Genomic DNA, 18,484 nt, shown 5'->3' with positions numbered 1-18,484 from the left:
ATGAGAGTCGCTACCATGGCGCAGCAGAACGTCATCTCCGCTGCATTGAGCCGCTCGCGAGAGCAGGTCGCCAACCTGAACATCCAGCTTGAGACGACGAAGAAGGTGCAGGACTATGCCTCGCTCGGCAGCAATGTCGGCCGGGTGCTCTCGGCATCGTCGATGCTGGCGCAGCAGCAGGCGCAGGGCGTGGTCGCCAAGCGCGTCGACACCACGCTGGGCTTCTACAAGGTGAGCCTCGGCACGATCGACGACAGCGTGAGCGACCTCAAGACCAAGCTGCTCAAGGCGATCGGCACCGGGGATTCGCCGGATCTGGGCTCCGCGATCGAGGAGGCGTTCAACGATCTGCGCGATTCCCTCAACGCCAACGAGGCCGGCGTGCCGATCTTCGCCGGGTCGCAGACCGACAGCCAGCCCTTCAAGCCGAACCAGCTTTCGGACATGATCGGCCTGACGCCGCCGGAGGCCGCCTTCGGCAATGACGATGTGCGCACCACGGCGCGGCTCAGCGACAATGTCGACACGCAATATGGCATCGGCGCCAGCGACATCGGCACCGGGCTGGTGCAGGCGTTCAGCACGCTGGCCGGGCTCGCGCCGTTCGGCGACAAGCTGACCGACGCGCAGATGGACGGCCTCAAGACCGCCATGGGCCAGATCGATCAGGGCCTGACCGACCTGCGCTCGGTCGATGCGCGCAACGGTGACATGATGAACAAGGTGGAGGCGTTCGGCAATCGGGCGCAGGATCGCGCCACCCTGCTCACGCAGGTGGTCGGCGACGCGGAAGACGCGGACATGGATCAGGTGGCCTATGATCTCTCGAACCGCACCACCCAGCTTCAGGCCTCCTATGCCGCGTTGCAGAAGCTGAACGGCATGTCGCTGCTGAACTTCTTCGACTGAAGCATCACCATCATGGGCTCCGGGAGGGGGCGTCCGGCGGCTGGCCGGGCGCCCCCTTTCTCATGCGCCGGCGTCGATCAGCTCGGCCAGATCGCCGACCGGGCTCGCCGAGGGCAGCGCGGCCATCGCCTTGGCGAACAGCGCCGGATCGGTGGCGCCCGGCGCGCTGGTGAGTGCTGCGAACACCGGGCCGTTGGGCAGGCGGGCGAAGGCCGGGGCGTAGCGGGCGTGGAGCGCCGCCAGCTCGTCCTCCTGCCGCAGCATGGCGAGCGCGATCGCGCGGCGCAGCACGATCGCCTGGCCGACATCGCTGAGAGCACCGACGGTCGGGAGCTGGGCCTTGGTCTCCGTGGCGACGGTCGCCCAGTCATGCCGTTTCCACGCCATCTCGCCCCGGATCGCGCCGCCGCCGGGCACGTCCTGAAGCACGGCGTCTGCCTCGCGCACGCGTCCAAGCTGGTTGAGCGCGACCGCCTCGACGCGCTTGCGCTCGAACAGCATCGCGTCCGGATAGGCGGCATTGGCCGTCTTGCGCATCGCCACCACCGCGCGATCGGGGCGGCCCGCGAGCACATAGAGCGAGGCCACCTTCACCGAGAGCGGACCCTGCGAAAGGTCCGTCGCGCGCACCAGAAGCTGATGCTCATACAGTTCGGCGGCGCGCTGGTAGAGTTCGGCGGCCTGCAACCGGCCGGCGAGCTTGGTCACCAGGAGGTCGCCCTCGGCCCCGCCGGGCAGCAGGTCGCGATAATCCCAGAACAGCCCCGCCGCCCGATCGAGCGGCAGGCCGCCCGCAGGGTCCAGCGCGGCGGCGAGCTTCGCCTGAAGCGTGGCCACGAAGTCCGGCCCCTGCCGTGCGGGATCGTAGAAGCGGTAGAGCGTCGCGCCGGTGCGCAGCGTCGCGTCGAGATCGCCGGTGCGGATGGCGGTCTGGTAGCCGAGGCGCAGCGCGCGCTCCTCGATCGTGTCGCCACGCCAGCGATAGCGGAAGGCGTCGAGCTGGCGGATCGTCTCGGCGGGTTTGATCCAGCCGTTCGCCGAGGCCAGCTCGATTCCGCTCAGCCGGGCGTTGGCGCGCTCCGCCGCCGTGCCGCTCTTCTCGACGCGGGCAAGCCGGAGGCGGGCTTCGCCGGCATTGCCCATCAGGCCGTCGGCGCGTCCGCGATAGAGATTGGCCGCCGGATCACGGTCCGGCAGCGTGGAGAGCCAGGACAAAGCGAGCCGGGGCTGGCCTCCGTCGACCGCCGCTCGCGCTGCCGCGACGAGAAAGGGCGCACGGGCTTCCGGCGAACGCCGCTCGATCACGGAACGCGCGCAGGCGACCAGCGAGAGGGCTTCGGCCGGCAGGCCCGCCTCGGCGAGCGCGCGCAGCCGCCACGCGCAGGCTTCGGCATTGCCGCCCAGCATGCCCGTGGAGAGATCGCGCGACGCGTCGTCCCAGCGTGCCATCAGCACCTCGGCCGCGCCATGGGCCAGCCGCCAATTGTCGACCATCGTGAGATCGGGGTCGTCGTCGGCCATCAGGTCGAGCAGGCCGATCGCCTCGGCACCGCGCCCGCGCCCGATCAGGCTGCGCGCGAAGGCCCAGCGCACGCGCTGGCGCTGGATGCCGGAAGACGCGGCCAGCGCGCGCCAGGCGTCGGCCTCGGGCAGCGTTGCCCAGCTATTGCCGTTGGCAATCGGCGTGCCCTGCGCCAGCTCCGCCGCGAAGCCCGGCAGGCGCGCGGGCGGCGGTGCCGGGGCGGGCACGGGCGTGGGCGACGTGGCGGGTGGAAGGGAAGGCGCCGCGATCGCGGCCGCCGACGCCAGCAACAGGGGCCATTTCATCGGACAAGCATCTCGGGCAGGTGATAGGCCTCGGCGAGCGCCCCCCCGGCCGCGCAGGCGACAAGGAACAGCGCTCCCCGGATCGCCAGCGTGCGCAGCGATGGCCCGGCCGGGGATACGACCTCGGCGGGCGGCGGCGCGGCGGGCGCCGGGGGCGGATCGGTCCGGCGGCGCTGCGGCGTTCCGGCCGGGCTGCCGGACGAAAACACGCGCACCCGGCCGGGGCGCTGATCGTGGCTCATGGGGGGCTCCCTGCTTTTCCCTCTATTATAGAAGAGGAACGAGCCGCCGGTTCGTTCCCGCGCCCGTTGGATCGGCGCGTTCAGGGTCATCCGGAGTCCGATATGCGCAAGGCCGTCAACACCGCGATCACCGCCTTGTCGGTGCTGGCCGCGAGCGATGCGTCCGCCGCGTCGCGCCCGGCGACGGCGCTGGCCCCGCAATTCGTCGCGCTGAGCGAGATCACCACGCCCATCTTCGGCGAGAGCCGGATCGAGGGGGCGCTGAGCGTCACGCTGGTGCTGGAGGCGGACAGCGTGGGCGCCGCCGATACGCTGCGCACCCGGATGCCGGAACTGCGCGCCACGGCGCTGACGGCGGCGCTGGAATTTTCGCGCCTCTACGCATCGGGCTACACGCCGGTGGACGCCGGGCGGCTGAGCGCGGACCTCAACGCGGCGATGAAGCGCGCCCATCCCGGCATCGCGCGCGTGCTGATCGTCAGGCTGGACGCCATTCCCGCCTGATGCAGTGCGGCGGAGCGGCCCGAGGGAGCCGCTCCGCCTTCTCTTCTCACTGGGCCGTGGCGACCTGAGGCGCAGGGGCCGCGGCCGGCGCGGGTGCCGCCTGCTCCGCCACCGCGCGCACCGGGCGATGCCGGGGGCGCTGGCTCTGGTCGGCGGCCTGCGCTTTTGCAGCGGACGGCGAGGCGCTCTTTGCCGGCGTCTCGGCCCGCGCGGCCACGCGGGCCGGCGGAGCCTTCACGACATGCCGCCCGGCCATCGCCATGCTGAGTTCGGCCGCGCCGTCCGGGCTCATGCTGGCGAGCAGCAGCGCGGTCGAGCGATCGCGCATGCGGCGGGCGACCTCGATCTGCACGTCGAGTTCGAGCTTCTCGAAGATCGGCGCGGCCTTGGCAGGCTTCATCGCCTGATAGATGCGCGCCAGCTCGTCATAGGGCGCGGCCGAGGTGCCGTTCATCGGCGCGGGCGTCGTGCCGGGGGCGGGCGCCGCCTGCTGGCCGGACTGCATCGCGCTTTGCAGGCGCTGCTCGGCGGCGCGCTGGGCCTGCTCGCGCAGTTCGAGCGCGCGCTTCTGCCCGGCGAGCGCCTGGTCCCGTTCTCGCAGGCTTTGCTGGATCGATGTGCCCAGCCGCGTCGGCACCTCGGCCTCGACCGGGGCGGCGGCGGGCGTCGCGGAGGCCATGGCGTTGGCGATGGCCGAGATGCCGGCCGCCCCCATCATCATGGTGATGAGCGGCGGCTTCCAGCCGATCCGCTGGAGCGAGGCGGGGAGGAGAGAGCGGACCTTCATCACTGGAGGCTCGCATGAGCCGGGACAGCCTCGACGGCCGGGGCATCGGCGCGCGACGCGGCGCGACGGCGAAGGCGCTTGGGGGCGGGCTTGGGCGCGGCGGGTTCGGCTTCGGGCGGCTTCTGGCGGTCGCCGGGGCTGGCGGCCTCCATGATGCGGTCCGCCACTGCATTGCCGATGCCGATCATCACCGACAGCTCGTCGCGCAGCGTCTCGCCGGTGGCGATGATGCGGGCGTTGGCGGCGCCGTCGGTGACGAGCACGTCCTTCAGTTCGCCCAGCACCGCGCGGGCCTGCGCGGTGGCGCGGTCGAGCGACTTGATCGTGTCGCCGAGATCGCCCGTCTGGATCAGCCGGATGTTGCGGATCATCCGCAGGCCCTGGAAGATCACGCCCAGGCACAGGGCGGCCACGACGATATTGGTAAGGCTCGCGAACGTCATTTCCCATTCTCCCGGGCGATGTCGGTGACCATGCGGACGGCCATGTTGCTGCGGCGCTGGCCGATATGCGCGTGGCCCAGCGGCACGCCGCCGCAATGGACCTCCAGCGTGTCGTCGGGGCCGCGATCGAGGCGGATCGTCTGGCCGACGGCGAGGTTGGAGACGTCGTGCAGCCGCATCTGCCGCTGGCCGAGCACGACATCCATGGTGATCTCGGTCTGCCATAGCTCGCTCGCCATATGGGCTTCCCACATGCGATCGCGGCCGAGCTTCTCGCCCATGAAGCGCTGGAGCAGGCGCCCGCGCACCGGCTCGATCGTGGCATAGGGCAACAGCACGGTGAACCGCCCCCCGCGCCCTTCCATGTCGACCGAGAAGGTGGCGACGGCGGCGATATTGGAGGGGCCGGCGATGGCGGCGAAGCGGGGGCTCGTCTCGATCCGCTTCAGCTCCATCTTCACGGGCTCGATCGCCTCGAAGGCGTTGGCGAGATCGTCGAGCGCGAGCTGCACCATGCGCGATACGAGCTTGGTCTCGATCGTGGTGAAGGCGCGGCCCTCGATGCGCAGCGGGGAATTGCCCTTGCGCCCGCCGAGCAGCGCGTCGACCACCGCGTAGATCAGGTTGGAATCGACGATGGCGATCCCGTAATTCTCCCATTCCTGCACGTTGAACACGCCGATCATGGCGGGTAGCGGCACGCGGTTCATGAACTCGCCGAAGCGCACCGATGTCACCTCGTCGAGCGTCACGTCGATCGCGTCGGAGGTGAGGTTGCGCATCGAGGTGGCGAAGCTGCGCACCATGCGCTCGCACACCACCTCCAGCATCGGCAGCCGCTCATGGCTGATGACGTTGGACTCGATGACCGCGCGCAGGCCGCTCTTGGGCTTGGCGGGCGATGCCGAGCCGAAGCCCAGCAGCGCGTCGATGTCGGCCTGGTCGAACGGCGTGTCGCCGTCGAGCGAGACGGGCTGGGGGGTAAAGAGCGCGATCTCCTCGAAATCGTCGCCGCCTTCGCCGGGCTCGGGGCCGTTCGTCATTGCTGCACCAGATCCTGGATCAGCACGTCGCGCACCATGCCGCCGCCCATCGTGTCGTTGGCGCGGGCCAGCATCTCCTCCTTCATGCGGAAGACGGCGGCCGAGCCGTTCAGATCCTCCGGACGCAGCTCGCGCAGGAAGGGCTGGAGCGTGTCGAGATAGAGCGGCATCTTCGCGGTGATCGCGGCGTTGCGGCCGGCATCCGCCGCGACCAGCATGACGTGCAGCTTGAGCAGATGGGCGCGCCCGTCGCTGCTGCGCAGGTTCACGACCATCGAGGGCACGTCGACATAGGCCTTGGCGGGCGCATCGCTGGCGCTTGCCCCTGCCGGCTCGGCAGAAGGCCCGCGCGACCACCAAGCATAGCCGCCGCCGGCCGCGCCGAGCAACGCCACCACGCCGGCGGCGATGAGGATCAGGCGCTTGCGCGAGCGGGCAGGCGGGGCGCCGCCGGCTTTGACGTCGGCTTCGATGACGGACGTGGTGGGCACCTGTTCACCCCCTTGGGATTTGCGGATCGTCGCGCCGAAATGATCGCTTCCGCGTCCATCCCGGCTCGTTCCCGTCTATTATAGGATGAGCGCGCGGCAGATTTTGCCGCCCCGGTTGCGATTTTTTCGGGAAGGTCCGCTTTTATGGACGTGTCATCCTTTGTGCTGCTCAGCCACGAACAGGCGCTGCGCCGCCGTCTGGACGTCGCGGCCAACAATATGGCGAACACCAACACGGTGGGCTTCAAGCGCGAGCAGCCGCTCTTCCACGAATATGTCGAGCAGGCGAGCGACGCCCCGATCGAGGACGCGAAGAAAACCTCCTTCGTGCTCGACTTCGGCGCCATCCACGACACCACGCAGGGCGCCTTCCAGGCGACCGGCAACCCGCTCGACGTGATGATCGACGGTCCGGGCTATCTCTCGGTGCAGACGCCCGGCGGCGTCGCCTATACGCGCGCGGGCTTCGTGAAGGTGCTCCAGTCGGGCGTACTCGCCACGTCGAGCGGCGATCCGCTGCTCGACGACAAGGGGCGGACCATCACCGTCCCCACCGACCAGCAGAACCGCCTCACCATCACCGCCGATGGCTCCGTGATGGGGCCGGACGGGGTGATCGGGCGGCTCGGCGTCACCAGTTTCTCGAACGAGGCGATCGTCACCCCGCGCGGCGACGGGATGATGGCGGGCACCGGCGGCCGCGTGCTCACGCCTGCCGAGACGCATCTCAAGAGCGGCGGCGTCGAGGCCTCGAACGTCGAGCCGATCGCCGAGACCACCAAGATGGTCGAGATCCTGCGCGCCTACCAGACCAGCCAGGCCATGTCGCAGAGCCTCGACGATCTGCGCCACAACGCCATCCAGCGGCTCGGCAAGGTCAACTGATCCCAACCCTCTTCACGACCGAAGGAAGACATCCATGCGTTCGCTCTCCATCGCCTCGACCGGCATGTTGGCCCAGCAGACCAATGTCGACGTGATCTCGAACAACATCGCCAACATGAACACCACCGCCTACAAGCGGCAGCGGGCGGAGTTCCAGGATCTGCTCTACCAGCAGGTGTCGCGCCCCGGCGCGGAATCGAGCCCCGACGGCAACCGCGTGCCGACCGGCATCCAGATCGGCGCGGGCGTCCGCACCGGCGGCGTCTATCGCATCAACGAGCAGGGTGCCGCGACCAGCACCAGCAATCCCTATGATATGGAAATCGAAGGCCCCGGCTATTTCCAGATCATCCTGCCGAGCGGCGAGACCGCCTATACCCGCGCCGGCTCCTTCCAGCCCAACGATCAGGGCGAGCTGGTGACCAGCGACGGCTATCGCGTCGAGCCGCCGATCACGCTTCCGCAGGGCGTGCTCGACACGGTGATCTCCAAGACCGGCCTCGTGCAGGTGAAGCTCGCCAACCAGACCAACCTCCAGACGGTCGGCCAGCTCCAGCTTGCCACCTTCGTCAACGAGGCGGGGCTGGAGGCCAAGGGCTCCAACCTGTTCATGGAGACCGAGGCCTCCGGCCAGCCGACCATCGCCGATCCGGGCGAGCCGGGCTTCGGCACGGTGAGCCAGGGTTTCCTGGAAGCGTCCAACGTCAATCCGGTCTCGGAGATCACCTCGCTCATCTCTGCCCAGCGCGCCTATGAGATGAACAGCCGCGTGGTGAAGACGGCGGACGAGATGCTCTCCACCACCACCCAGCTGCATTGATCCCTGACATGGCGACCCTGCTGCTCGCGGCCCTGCTGGCCGCCGCTCCCGCCCCGCCGGCCGTCGATGTGCCAGTGCTCGCCCGCACGGTGGAGCGGGGCGAGACGCTCTCCGCCGCCGACTTCGCCGTGGAGCAGCGCGCGCCGGGCTGGGCGCGGGGCGCCACGCCCGTGGTCTCCGCCGTTGGCCTTCAGGCATCGCGCCGTCTGGCTGCGGGGACGGTGGTGCGCGGCGGCGATCTGATGCGCCCGCAAGTCGTCAAGCGCGGCGAGACGGTGATGATCGCCTTCAACACCGGCGGGCTGAAGATCACGACAGAAGGGAAGGCGCTCAACGGCGGCGGTATCGGCGATCCGGTGCGCGTGCTGAGCAGCGCCACCAGCCGCACGCTGGATGCGACGATCGAAGGCAGCGGCCGGGTCCGCCTGGCGACACGATAGGAGGAAGCGGATGCGACGGATCATTCCCCTGCTGCTGATGGCGGGGCTGACGGGCTGCGGCGTGGCGGGGCGGCTGGAGAATGTCGGCCGCGCGCCGAAGATGACGCCGCCGCCGGCTGACCCTGTGGCGCCGGTGATCGAGCCGTCGCTGGGCGATCAGGCCGCCGCCCACCGCGCCGGGATGCGGGACCGGGCGCAGCCGCCGGCCGCGCCCAGCGCCTCGCTGTTCCGCACGGGCGCGGGGGCCTTCTTCCACGATCAGCGGGCGTCGCGTGCCGGCGACGTGCTGACCATCCGCATCAACATCGCCGACAAGGCGGTGCTGGACAATTCCACCACCCGATCGCGCACCGGCGCCGAGACGGCGGGGCTGAGTTCGCTGTTCGGGCTGGAATCGCAGCTCGTGAAGGTGCTCCCCGGTCACCCGGACCCCTCCAAGCTGGTCGACAGCAGTTCCAACTCCACCTCCTCCGGCGCGGGCAACACCGCGCGCAGCGAGCAGATCAACACCACCATCGCCGCGATCGTCACCGACGTGCTGCCCAACGGCAATCTCATGGTGCAGGGCCGGCAGGAGGTGCGCGTCAATTTCGAGCTGCGCGAGCTGATCGTGTCCGGCATCGTCCGCCCCGAGGACATCGCGCGCGACAACAGCATCCTCCACAGCCAGATCGCCGAGGCGCGGATCAGCTATGGCGGCCGCGGCCAGCTCACCGACGCGCAGCAGCAGCGCTGGGGCCAGCAGATCTACGACGCGCTCTTCCCCTTCTGATCGCGGGGGAGTGGCGTCCAAAAAATTTCGGTGTTTTCGTTGGGCGTGTCGGAAATCCTTCCCAGAATTAAATGTGACTTGATCCCGATCCTGTCACCGCCGGCTGAGCGCTTTCAGTCAAGGCCGAAGAATTCGGCTTTCATATCCCAGAAGGATCAAAGACATGGGCTTTTCGGTTAACACCAACATCGGCGCGATGACGGCTCTCCAGAGCCTGAACATGACGAACCAGTCGATGGCGACCACCCAGAGCCGCATCAACACCGGTCTCTCCGTGGCTTCGACCAAGGACGATTCGGCGGCCTACAACATCGCGCAGGGCCTGCGCGGCGACATCAGCGGCCTGACCGCCGTGACCTCGTCGCTCAACAATGCGAAGAGCGTGACCGACGTCGCGGTTTCGGGTGCGGAGAGCATCTCCGACATCCTGAACCAGATGAAGACGCTCGCCGCGAAGTCGGACGACGACACGCTGACCGCTGACCAGCGCAAGCAGTACAACACCGACTTCACCAACCTGCGTGACCAGATCACCACGATCGTGGACTCGTCGGACTTCAACGGCATCAACCTGCTGAAGTCGGGCGGCGGCAGCGTCTCGGCGCTCCAGTCGCTTCAGGGTGGCTCCACCTCGCCGACCAACGCGGCGGCGTGGGACCCCTCGACGCTCGACGTCGCGAACGTCGATCTGGGCCTCGGCGGCAGCACGATCACCGTGGCGGCCACCGACGACATCAGCTCGCAGGCGAACGCCCATGCGATGCTGTCGACGCTGAAGACCAGCTCGGACAACCTGGCTTCCAAGCTGTCCGATCTGGGTTCGGCTTCGCGCACGATCGACCGTCAGCTCACCTTCACGAGCAAGCTGTCTGATGCGCTCGAGAGCGGCGTGGGCAACCTCGTCGACGCCGATCTCGCCAAGGAATCGGCGAACCTTCAGGCCCTTCAGGTCAAGCAGCAGCTTGGCGTGCAGGCCCTGTCGATCGCCAACCAGGCGCCGCAGACGATCCTTTCGCTCTTCCGCTAAGGGATCGGACGACGCCCCATCATAGCTCCCCCGCTTGGGGGCGGCGTTCAGGGAGACCGGGATGGCATCCGCCATCCCGGTCTTTTGCTGTGGGCGGCAGGGATCGGGCGCGGAAGGGGCGCCTGACGGGCATGAAAAAAAAGGCCGGCGCCGGGATGGTCCCCGGCGCCGGCCCTGTGGCCTTGGGAGGGTCGTTCAGCGTCTCAGGCGGCGCGGTCCTGCCACTCCAGCACCGTGAGATAGTTGGCGAGGCGGTTCTGCTCCAGCGAGGCGATCAGGCGGTTGCGGTGATAGGGCAGCAGCAGCGCCGCCACCTGCTCGCTCCATGGCGCATCGGCCGAGAAGACCACGCCCAGCCCGAACACGGCCGGAACCTCGGCGAAGGCATAGTCCCGGCCCTCGGCCTTGGCCTCGGCGAGGAAGTCCTCGACGGCGGTCATCACGCCGTTGCGGGGGCCGCCCTCATGCGTGGCGACGGCGAACTGGCCCATGCCGCGAAAGCCGCGCCCGGCGACCGGCTGGCTGCTGCCGGGGAAGACGCCGCCCTGATAGTCGTAGGCGTGGCGGAACTCGGCGGGGATGCGCTGCGGTGCATAATAGAAATCCCGTCGGCCGCAGGGCCAGGCGACATCGTGGAGGAAGGCGAGCATCGGCTTGCCGTCGCGGCGGTTGACCGCCTCGACCTGCTTCAGCTCATGATAGACGGTGTACCAGTTGTGATCGCCGTCGATCACCCAGGCGTCGATGCCGGAAAGGCCGCCCAGAGCCTCGAGGCTCGGCTGGGCGACATGGCGGACATGCGGCCGGTCCGCCACCCAGCTCAGGAATTCAGTCTTGGGCGAGGGGTCGATGCTGGTGAGGTGGCCGCCGCGCGCGGCAGCATGATCGGCCAGCCGCGCCGACATGCCGCCATATTCCGCGCCGACCTCGGCGACGGTGCGGGCGTCCGCGAGGCGCAGCGCCTCGAGGATGATGTCGGAAAATTCGGACATGGAGTGGATCAGGAGATTGGCCATGATCAGGCGACCTTCTTGTGGACCAGCGCAGACGCGCCGCGCTGGAGGATGGGGCGGAATACGAGGCTGAGGAGCATATGCTGATCGCCGTCAGCGGGCGGCGGGGGGACGAGCATGAAAGCCTGCGGCCCGTCGAGGCGGTAGAGGCCGGGGGCGACCTCCTCCATGCCGTCGACGATCGGCGTGGCGGGGCGCATCTTCTCCTTGATCCGGGGGGAGAGGAACTCCTTGACCGGCTGGAAGGCGACCTCCTCGATCTGCACGACGTCGAAGAGCTGGCCGAAGCGCAGGCCGATCGAATAGCGCGAGGCGCCGATCGGGATCACCGCCTGATAATAGCCCTCCGCCGTCGGATGGGCGTCGATCGTGGTGGTGGTGTTGCCGCCGGCGTCGAGCAGCGCGATCGGCAGCTTGAGCGCCCCCACGTCGAAGTCGGTCTTGCGCAGATCGAGCCCGAAGCGGCGCGAGCCGAGGATGGCGAGGTTGATCGGAAGGCCATGGCGCTGCAACTCGCCGGGCAGGAACATGCGCGAGGCGTCCTTGATGTAGAACAGGCCGCGCCGCTTGAGCCCTTCGCCGGCGGCCTTGCTGTCCACCATGCGGATCTGCACGTCGGTGCCCATGTTCACGTCGTGCTGGAAATTCTCCAGCAGCGTCACCTCGTCGGCGAGCGGCAGGAACAGCAGCCGGGCCAGCACGGCGAGCGATGTCCGGCGCGAGCCGTCGGCGTCGCTGGAGGCGGGCGGGCGCACCACCGCGCTGCCCACGCCGCGCAGGAAGGCGAGGCAGGCCTCCTGCGCGATCTCGCGGCAGTTGCTCTGCGCGCCCTTGATGTCGTGCGCGCCGTGGATGGGCTCGCCGGCGGGCGTGTAGTCGATCACCGACCCTTGCGCGACCGTGCAGAGCTGCTCGACGATCGAGATGTCCTCGGCCAGCGCATAGAGCGCCTTGAAGTCGTAATGGCGGACGTCGAACAGGCCCTTCTTGTCGAGGCCCGATTGCTGGACCTCGCGCAGCAGCAGGTAGCGGCCCGCGATCTCCAGCTTCATCGCCGCGCGCAGCACGGGCTCGATGACGTTCTGGACCGAGCCGTTATAGCCGAGGTCGATCATCATCACGCTGTCGCCGTCCATCACGCCGCGGGCGCGGAGATGGGCGAACAGTCCTTCCGCCAGCCCGGCCGAGCGCTTGAGGATCCTGGCGCTGGTGGCGGGCTGGCGGATCGCCTTGGCGAAGCGGCGGACGTCGGCAGGCTCGCCGAGCGCGTCCCATTCCTTTTCCTGCAACAGCATCTGCCGGGCGGGGAGCGCGGTGCTGCGCAGGCCCGGCAGCGCGTCGGCCATATAGTCGTCGATCGCGGCCTTGTCGGTAAAGCTCGCGGCGGTGGCGGTGAAGCGGCTGATCTCCACCGGGATCACGCGGTCCGCCCAATCCGGATAGAGCGTCTCGAAGGCGCGGGCCGGCAGATAGCCGTCGCGCAGCAGGAAGAGCAGCTTGACCGGCTTGCCGCTGGCCGTCTCCATCGCCTCGGCCTCGGCGCGGAGCCATTGCGCAAAGCCCTGCATCAGCGGGCCGAGCACGTCATGGCCGAGCATGAAGGCGGGGTCGCGCTCGCGGCGAAGCGCGATCTGCGGCCGGTGCGATTGCAGCAGGGGAACCGAGACGCGGCTGGCGGGCTCGATCATCGAGGCGGCGGCGGCCTCCAGGCGGAGGCGCTGCTCGGCCACTTCGTCGAACTGCTTGAGATGGACATTGTGGATGCCGAGCCGGGCCGGCGCGTCGCGATCCGCGATGGGGTTGTCGCCGACATGCAGGATGGCGGACGGGGGCAGGCCGAGCCCGGCCAGCACATGGGTGAACAGCCCGGCCGCCTTGCCCATCCCATATTCGGACGAACAGAAGATGCGGTCGATCAGTCCGAGAAGCTCGGGGCCGGCGGCCTGCTCGATCAGCCGGCGGAGCTGCGGCTCCGACAGATAGGTGTCCGAGACGATGACGACCTGAAGGCCGCGCCGGCGGGCATCGAGGATCAGGTCGCGCGTGGGCGCGAAGGCGTAGCAATGCCGCGCCTCGGCATCGAGTTCGGCCTGCGCCATGGCGGCGCGCTGCTCGTCCGTGCTTTCGGGCAGCAGCTCGGCGTGAATCTCCTCCAGCCTCACCTCGTAGCGGCCGTGCAGATAGGGCGCCTGGCGGCGGGCCTTGCGCTCGGCCCAGATACGGGATTCCACGGCGCCGCCGGGAAGAGAGAGATCGGCGAAGACGTCGATCGGCGCGTGGACGTTGCGCCATATCAACGTGTCGAAGCAGTCGAGCGACAGGCACCGGATCTCGGGCGGCATCGTGGCCAGCAGCCCCGGCAGGCCGTCGGCCCGGATGGAAGTCTGGATCATCGTCATCCCCAGCGGAAGAGGGGCGCCCGGATCGGGGCGCTCCTTCCGTTATAGGATGAATGGGGCCGTCTCGTGCGGCGTGGGCCGATTGTCGCTGAGGCCGCCGGCCGCGAGCCGGGTGGCGAGCGACCATAGGCAGTTTAACCGGAGATGAACCTAAGGATTATCCCGTAGTTGGTGAACAATTCTTCATGTTGAACAGCGCTGTCTGGCGGGGTCGTTCGACGACGCGCGTCGGCCAACCCGGGGGGGAAACGGCGAGTATGTGTTTGGAGCGGGACACAGATGGACGTATCTTGGGCGAGCGGAATCGGGGATCCCTGCCTCAAGGGTGAACTATCCGTAACGATATATGACGCAATCCTGAAATTCGCGGTGTCCGATCCATCGCTGCTGTGGCGTGCGGCTGCGCGCCGGCTTGCAGAGGGTGGGCTGGGCCTTGAGGATGTGAACGCGACGATCGGCTATGCCGACGATCCGCTTATCGAGGAATGCCTGACCGCGCTGATCCTGCCCCTCTCGATCGAAGGAGGGGAACTGATCGACTACGAGGTTCAGCCCGACGTCGAGACGACCGCCATCGTCGGGGCGGAGGAGATATTGTCCGCGCTCAACAGCTGAGCCGCCGCAGGGACGACGGGGGCGCCGCGGCCATCGGCGGGGCCCCCTTCGTCGTGCGTGCCGCTCAGGCGTCTGCGGTGGGAGCCGAAGGCGACGAGACGGCGACCAGCCCCTGCAGCGAGTAGCGCAGCCCGTTCACGCCCAGCAGCACATTCTGTCCGTCTGTCACCACGTCCTTGACGATGCCGACCGTGTTGATCGTCGCCTGCAAATCCGTGCCGTTGTCCGTCTTCGCCGAGAGAGAGAGCGTATAGGCGCCGTCAGGCGCGGTCGAGCCGTCGTCCAGCTTGCCATCCCAGGTGAACCGCCCCTCGGAGGCCGGATCGAGCTTGATCTCCTTCACCACCTTGCCGTCCGCATCCTTGATCGTGGCGGTCAGCGTGGCGGGCTTGCTGGAGATGGCATAGGTCCAGGTCGGCGTCGCATCACCCTTGAGGCCGGCGGTATCGGTGTCGAACCGCGCCTCGCGGCCGATGAAGGAGGAGGCCTGCGACACGCCCTGCGCGCTGAGGCTGGCGAGGATGTTGTTGAGCGTGCCGGTCTGCTGCATCTCCTGCTCGACCTGCGAATATTGGACGAGCTGCTGGGTATATTCCGACGTGTCCATCGGATTCAGCGGGTCCTGATTCTGGAGCTGCGTGGTGAGCAGCTTCAGGAAGAGATTGAGATCCGGCGAGAAGCTGTTGGCGGCCTGCTGCGTGTTGTTGGCGTTGCTGGTGGCCGTGTTGCTCGTCGAGGAATCGGCGCTGGGAACGGAGGTCATGTCGGGTGGCTCCTATGCCATGAGGTCGACGCGGCTGCTCGTGCGGAGCTGCCGATACGGGCTGGGGGAGGCGGTGGAATCGCTGTCGTCGCGGAACGCGGCGCCTGCGTGGCGAGGGCGCCCGTCGGAATGCCCGTGCTGCTGCTGCTGCTGCTGCTGCTGTTGCTGGGCGAACTGGCCGGCACTGCTGTCGCGACGGTCGAAGCTGAAGCTGGAGCTGTCGGTATGGATGCCCGCGTCGGCGAGCGAGCGGCCGAGATCGCCGGCATCACGGCGCAGCATGTCGAGCGCCTGCGGGTTGTCGGCGCGCACCGCTGCGTGGAGGGCTCCCTTGCTGTCGAAGGAGAGGCGCACCTCGACCTGACCCATCTCGGCCGGCGTCAGGCGGATCGTCACCTCGTCCCGGCCCGCCGCGACATGGCGCGCGATCTCGACGCCGATATCGCGCCCGATCCGGCCGGGCTCGGCGGTGACCACCGGGCCGCCCTGCGAGGCGAGAGAGGGCGCGAAGACCGGTGTCTGCCGGACGGACGGTGTCATGGCGGGAGTCTGGGTTGCCAGCAGCGGCGGGAGATTGTCCGGGCTATTGGCTGCCGGGGCCGTGCCGGCGGGATCATGCGGCGTGGGGAGGATGGCCTGTGTTCCTGCGCTGCTCCCTGTGGCGTCCGCCTCCTCGCCCTTCTGCCCGGACGCATGCGCGACGGCGGGTTGCGGAGGGGCGGTCGGGGCGGGGATAGCCGCCAGCGTCACGGGCTGCGGCGGTTGCGCATCGCCCGAGGCTGTCGGAGCGGACTTGTCGGTCTTGTCTTTCTCCACGCCGACGCTTTTCCCGTCCTTTGCGTCGGCATCGTCGTCCTCGCCCCCGGTGACCGGCTTCCGGATTTCGGTGTTCTCGGTGGGAACAACCTGTCGAGGGCGCGCCTGAGTGACGAGCATATCCGCCACGGCGGCAGGCGTCGGAGCCGGGGTTGCTGGTGCAGGCGAGGCGGTCGGGGCCGGCTCGGCCGGCGTTTCGGCCTCAGGCGCCGTGGCGTCCGCGAGGGGCTGGTCCGGTTGCGCCTCCGGTTCCCCGGAGAGGGGCGTGGACGCAGGCGGCCGATGATCGGCGGCGGGCGCTGCGGTCGCGACGGGTTGGGCAGGCGCCGGCTCGACGGGAGCCGGTGTTGGCGCACCGCTCGGTTGGGCGGCCGGCGTCGCGGTGCCGCCTGACGTCCCGCTCGCCATGGCCAGCAGGCCTCCGAAGGCGGAGGCGGCCGGTGACGGAGCATCCGCCGCGCGGGCGGGCGTGGGCGTGGGGGCGACAGGCGCGACGTTCATTCAGCAATCTTCCCGAAGGCAAAGGAGCCACACTCCATCATAGGAGGATCGGGCCGGGCACCGGCTTCACGCCGCCGCTTTTGGATCAGCCGACCATGCCGAGGCTGCGGATGCGGGCGCGGGCGTGGATCTCGTTCTGCGACAGCACCACGGTCGACGGCCGCACCCGCTCGATGATCGACCGCACGAAGGGGCGCAGCGGCGGGCTGGTGAGCAGGCAGGGAATCTCGCCGTCCTGCGCCAGCCGGTCGAACGTCTCGCGGACCGAGGCGATGAACTCCTGGAGCTTGGAGGGCGCCATGGCGAGATGCCGCTCCTCGCCCTGCCCGAGGATGCTGTCGCCGAACGCCTCGTCCCAGCGCGGCGCCAGCGTGACGATCGGGATGGTGCCATCGCGCGTCTGTTGCGCGGAGATCTGCCGCGCCAGCCGGGTGCGGACATGTTCGGCCATCTGGGCGATGTTCTGGGTGAAGCCGGTCGCCTCGCCGATCCCTTCGAGGATCGAGGGGATGTCGCGGATCGACACGCCCTCCGACAGCAGGGTCTGGAGGATGCGCTGGATGCCCGAGATCGAGATCTTGGCGGGGACCAGCTCGTTGTAGAGCTTCTCCGATTCCCGATGCACTTCGGTCAGCAGCTTCTGCGTCTCGGAATAGGAGAGCAGGTCCGCGATCGAGTCCTTGACGATCTCGGTCAGGTGGGTGGTGATGATCGCGCCGCTGTCGACCACCGTCAGGCCCCGGAAGCCGGCTTCCTCGCGCAGCGTCCGGTCGATCCACAGCGCGGGCAGGTTGAACACCGGCTCGCGCGTCTCCTCGCCGGCGAGGCCGGGCGGGCCGCCCGAAGGGTTGATGACGAGCAGCTTGTCGATGCGGATCTCGCCGCGCGCGACCTCGGTCTCCTTGACGTGGACGACATATTCGTTGGGCTTGAGCGCCAGATTGTCGGTGATGCGCACCGCCGGCAGCACGAAGCCATAGTCGGCCGCCATCTGCCGCCGGAGCGCGCGGACCTGGATGTCGAGGCGCGGCTCGGTCTGCGAATTGTTGATGATGGGGAGCAGCGCATAGCCCAGCTCGATGCGCACCGCGTCGATGGCCAGCGTCTGCTGGATAGGCTCCTCGACGTCGCTGGCCTTCTGCTGGGCGATCGCCTCCTGAAGCTGCGCCTGCGCGGCGGTCGCCACCGCGCGGCGGTTGAGCGCCCAGCCGGCCCAGCCGGTCAGCCCGCCCAGCACCGCGAAGGGCAGGAAGGGCAGGCCCGGCATGATCGCGAGCAGCGCCAGCAGCGCCGACACCATGCCGAACGCCTTGGGATAGCGGCCGAGCTGATCGCCCAGCGCCGCGCCCGTCTTGCCGCTGATGCCACCCTTGGAGACGAGCAGGCCCGCGGCCGTCGAGACGATCAGCGCCGGGATCTGGCTGACGAGGCCGTCGCCCGCCGTCAGCACGGTATAGGTGCGGAAGGCCTCGCCGATCGGCACGCCATGGATGATGACGCCGACGATCAGGCCCACGACGATGTTGATCGCGGTGATGACGAGGGCGGCGACCGCATCGCCCTTCACGAATTTGGAGGCGCCGTCCATCGCGCCGTAGAAGCCGCTCTCGGCCTCCAGCTCGGTGCGGCGCTCGCGGGCCTGCGTCTCGGTGATGAGGCCGGCGTTCAGGTCGGCGTCGATCGCCATCTGCTTGCCGGGCATCGCATCGAGGCTGAAGCGCGCCGCGACTTCGGCGATGCGCCCCGCGCCCTTGGTGATGACGACGAAGTTGATGACGACGAGGATCATGAAGATGGTGAGGCCGATCACCGTCTGCCCGCCCATCAGGAACTCGCCGAACGCCCCGATCACGCCGCCCGCCGCCTGATGCCCCTCATGGCCATGGCCGAGGATCAGGCGCGTCGAGGCGAGGTTCAGGCCCAGCCTGAGCATCGTGGTGATGAGCAGGATGGTCGGGAAGCTCGAAAGCTGGAGCGGCGTGTCGATGAAAAGCGCCGTCATCAGGATCAGCACCGAGGCGGTGATCGACAGCGCAAGGCCGAAATCGAGCATCCAGCCCGGCATCGGCAGGATCAGCATGGCGATGATGCCGATGACGCCGATCGCGAGCGCGAGGTCGCGGTTCGGCCCAAGCCGCTTCAGCAACATGTCGAGCTGGGGAGGCATGGCTACACTCCGAAACGGGA

Annotated in this window: 19 protein-coding genes; 8 read left to right on the top strand and 11 right to left on the bottom strand. The window is 68.8% G+C overall.

All coding sequences use genetic code 11. From position 1 onward, the window contains the following. Window positions 1-909, top strand: coding sequence for a flagellin (locus ST3T6A_RS0102520; RefSeq protein WP_157602353.1), 909 nt, complete (start codon window positions 1-3; stop codon window positions 907-909). 60 nt (window positions 910-969) lie between these two features. Here ST3T6A_RS0102520 and ST3T6A_RS0102515 read toward each other — a convergent pair whose 3' ends face one another. Both ST3T6A_RS0102515 and ST3T6A_RS0102510 read right to left on the bottom strand, forming a co-directional pair. Beyond that, entirely contained in the window at window positions 970-2,736 is a 1,767-nt protein-coding gene (locus tag ST3T6A_RS0102515; RefSeq protein ID WP_019831313.1) for a hypothetical protein, read from the bottom strand. After that, window positions 2,733-2,978, bottom strand: coding sequence for a hypothetical protein (locus tag ST3T6A_RS0102510; protein WP_019831312.1), 246 nt, complete (start codon window positions 2,976-2,978; stop codon window positions 2,733-2,735). Before ST3T6A_RS0102510 ends, ST3T6A_RS0102515 begins: the two co-directional genes overlap by 4 nt. Before the next feature lie 102 nt (window positions 2,979-3,080). Here ST3T6A_RS0102510 and ST3T6A_RS0102505 point away from each other — a divergent pair, with 102 nt between their 5' ends. Continuing rightward, on the top strand, window positions 3,081-3,482 hold the full coding sequence (locus tag ST3T6A_RS0102505; protein ID WP_019831311.1) for a hypothetical protein: 402 nt from the start codon (window positions 3,081-3,083) through the stop codon (window positions 3,480-3,482). Between the two features lie 46 nt (window positions 3,483-3,528). On the opposite strand, the gene ST3T6A_RS19130 is transcribed toward ST3T6A_RS0102505, so the two are convergent. From ST3T6A_RS19130 to ST3T6A_RS0102485, 4 genes are read right to left on the bottom strand one after another with little or no spacing between them, the layout of a single operon-like run. After that, complete coding sequence (locus ST3T6A_RS19130) at window positions 3,529-4,269, bottom strand: MotE family protein (RefSeq protein WP_019831310.1); 741 nt, start codon at window positions 4,267-4,269, stop codon at window positions 3,529-3,531. Then, a complete protein-coding gene (locus ST3T6A_RS19125) occupies window positions 4,269-4,712 on the bottom strand; it encodes a DUF6468 domain-containing protein (protein WP_019831309.1) in 444 nt (147 codons plus the stop codon). The genes ST3T6A_RS19130 and ST3T6A_RS19125 overlap by 1 nt, the downstream gene beginning before the upstream one ends. Next, window positions 4,709-5,755 carry a flagellar motor switch protein FliM gene (fliM, locus tag ST3T6A_RS0102490; protein ID WP_019831308.1) on the bottom strand — a complete coding sequence of 349 codons (1,047 nt, stop codon included), beginning with the start codon at window positions 5,753-5,755 and terminating at the stop codon, window positions 4,709-4,711. The genes ST3T6A_RS19125 and fliM overlap by 4 nt, the downstream gene beginning before the upstream one ends. Continuing rightward, window positions 5,752-6,246: a flagellar basal body-associated FliL family protein gene (locus ST3T6A_RS0102485; protein ID WP_019831307.1), complete on the bottom strand. Its 495-nt coding sequence runs from the start codon at window positions 6,244-6,246 to the stop codon at window positions 5,752-5,754. Before ST3T6A_RS0102485 ends, fliM begins: the two co-directional genes overlap by 4 nt. 144 nt (window positions 6,247-6,390) lie before the next feature. Between ST3T6A_RS0102485 and ST3T6A_RS0102480 the strand changes: the two genes are divergently transcribed. The 5 genes from ST3T6A_RS0102480 (at window position 6,391) to ST3T6A_RS0102460 (ending at window position 10,190) form a co-directional block, all read left to right on the top strand. Then, a complete protein-coding gene (locus tag ST3T6A_RS0102480) occupies window positions 6,391-7,131 on the top strand; it encodes a flagellar hook-basal body complex protein (RefSeq protein ID WP_019831306.1) in 741 nt (246 codons plus the stop codon). A 34-nt stretch (window positions 7,132-7,165) separates the two neighbouring features. After that, on the top strand, window positions 7,166-7,951 hold the full coding sequence (gene flgG / locus ST3T6A_RS0102475; protein ID WP_019831305.1) for a flagellar basal-body rod protein FlgG: 786 nt from the start codon (window positions 7,166-7,168) through the stop codon (window positions 7,949-7,951). A gap of 8 nt (window positions 7,952-7,959) precedes the next feature. Next, complete coding sequence (gene flgA, locus ST3T6A_RS0102470; RefSeq protein WP_019831304.1) at window positions 7,960-8,391, top strand: flagellar basal body P-ring formation chaperone FlgA; 432 nt, start codon at window positions 7,960-7,962, stop codon at window positions 8,389-8,391. A gap of 10 nt (window positions 8,392-8,401) precedes the next feature. Then, on the top strand, window positions 8,402-9,163 hold the full coding sequence (gene flgH, locus ST3T6A_RS0102465) for a flagellar basal body L-ring protein FlgH (protein ID WP_019831303.1): 762 nt from the start codon (window positions 8,402-8,404) through the stop codon (window positions 9,161-9,163). 163 nt (window positions 9,164-9,326) lie between these two features. Continuing rightward, the gene (locus ST3T6A_RS0102460) at window positions 9,327-10,190 is read left to right on the top strand and encodes a flagellin (RefSeq protein WP_019831302.1); all 864 of its coding nucleotides are present in this window, start codon (window positions 9,327-9,329) and stop codon (window positions 10,188-10,190) included. Window positions 10,191-10,393: 203 nt separating this feature from the next. Here the strand turns inward: ST3T6A_RS0102460 and ST3T6A_RS0102455 are convergent, their stop codons facing one another. Together ST3T6A_RS0102455 and ST3T6A_RS0102450 are read right to left on the bottom strand one after the other, a co-directional pair. Beyond that, entirely contained in the window at window positions 10,394-11,206 is an 813-nt protein-coding gene (locus tag ST3T6A_RS0102455; protein WP_019831301.1) for a class I SAM-dependent methyltransferase, read from the bottom strand. A gap of 2 nt (window positions 11,207-11,208) precedes the next feature. Then, on the bottom strand, window positions 11,209-13,596 hold the full coding sequence (locus ST3T6A_RS0102450) for an HAD family hydrolase (RefSeq protein ID WP_026359363.1): 2,388 nt from the start codon (window positions 13,594-13,596) through the stop codon (window positions 11,209-11,211). Window positions 13,597-13,971: 375 nt separating this feature from the next. On the opposite strand from ST3T6A_RS0102450, the gene ST3T6A_RS0102445 reads away from it, so the two are divergent. Next, a complete protein-coding gene (locus ST3T6A_RS0102445) occupies window positions 13,972-14,217 on the top strand; it encodes a hypothetical protein (protein ID WP_019831299.1) in 246 nt (81 codons plus the stop codon). Between the two features lie 64 nt (window positions 14,218-14,281). On the opposite strand, the gene ST3T6A_RS0102440 is transcribed toward ST3T6A_RS0102445, so the two are convergent. From ST3T6A_RS0102440 to flhA, 3 genes are all read right to left on the bottom strand, one after another. Further along, window positions 14,282-14,980 (bottom strand): flagellar hook assembly protein FlgD, encoded by a 699-nt coding sequence (locus tag ST3T6A_RS0102440; protein WP_019831298.1) that lies wholly within the window; start codon window positions 14,978-14,980, stop codon window positions 14,282-14,284. A gap of 12 nt (window positions 14,981-14,992) precedes the next feature. Then, window positions 14,993-16,297, bottom strand: a complete 1,305-nt coding sequence (locus tag ST3T6A_RS0102435; protein ID WP_157602350.1) for a flagellar hook-length control protein FliK — start codon at window positions 16,295-16,297, stop codon at window positions 14,993-14,995. A gap of 85 nt (window positions 16,298-16,382) precedes the next feature. Then, entirely contained in the window at window positions 16,383-18,464 is a 2,082-nt protein-coding gene (flhA, locus tag ST3T6A_RS0102430) for a flagellar biosynthesis protein FlhA (protein ID WP_019831296.1), read from the bottom strand. Window positions 18,465-18,484: the final 20 nt, after the last annotated feature.

This window comes from Sphingomonas sp. PR090111-T3T-6A, from assembly GCF_000383095.1.
In the GTDB taxonomy this organism is placed as follows: domain Bacteria; phylum Pseudomonadota; class Alphaproteobacteria; order Sphingomonadales; family Sphingomonadaceae; genus Solisphingomonas.
Note: the sequence above shows the minus strand (reverse complement) of the source record. Positions and strands in the feature narration are given on the sequence as shown.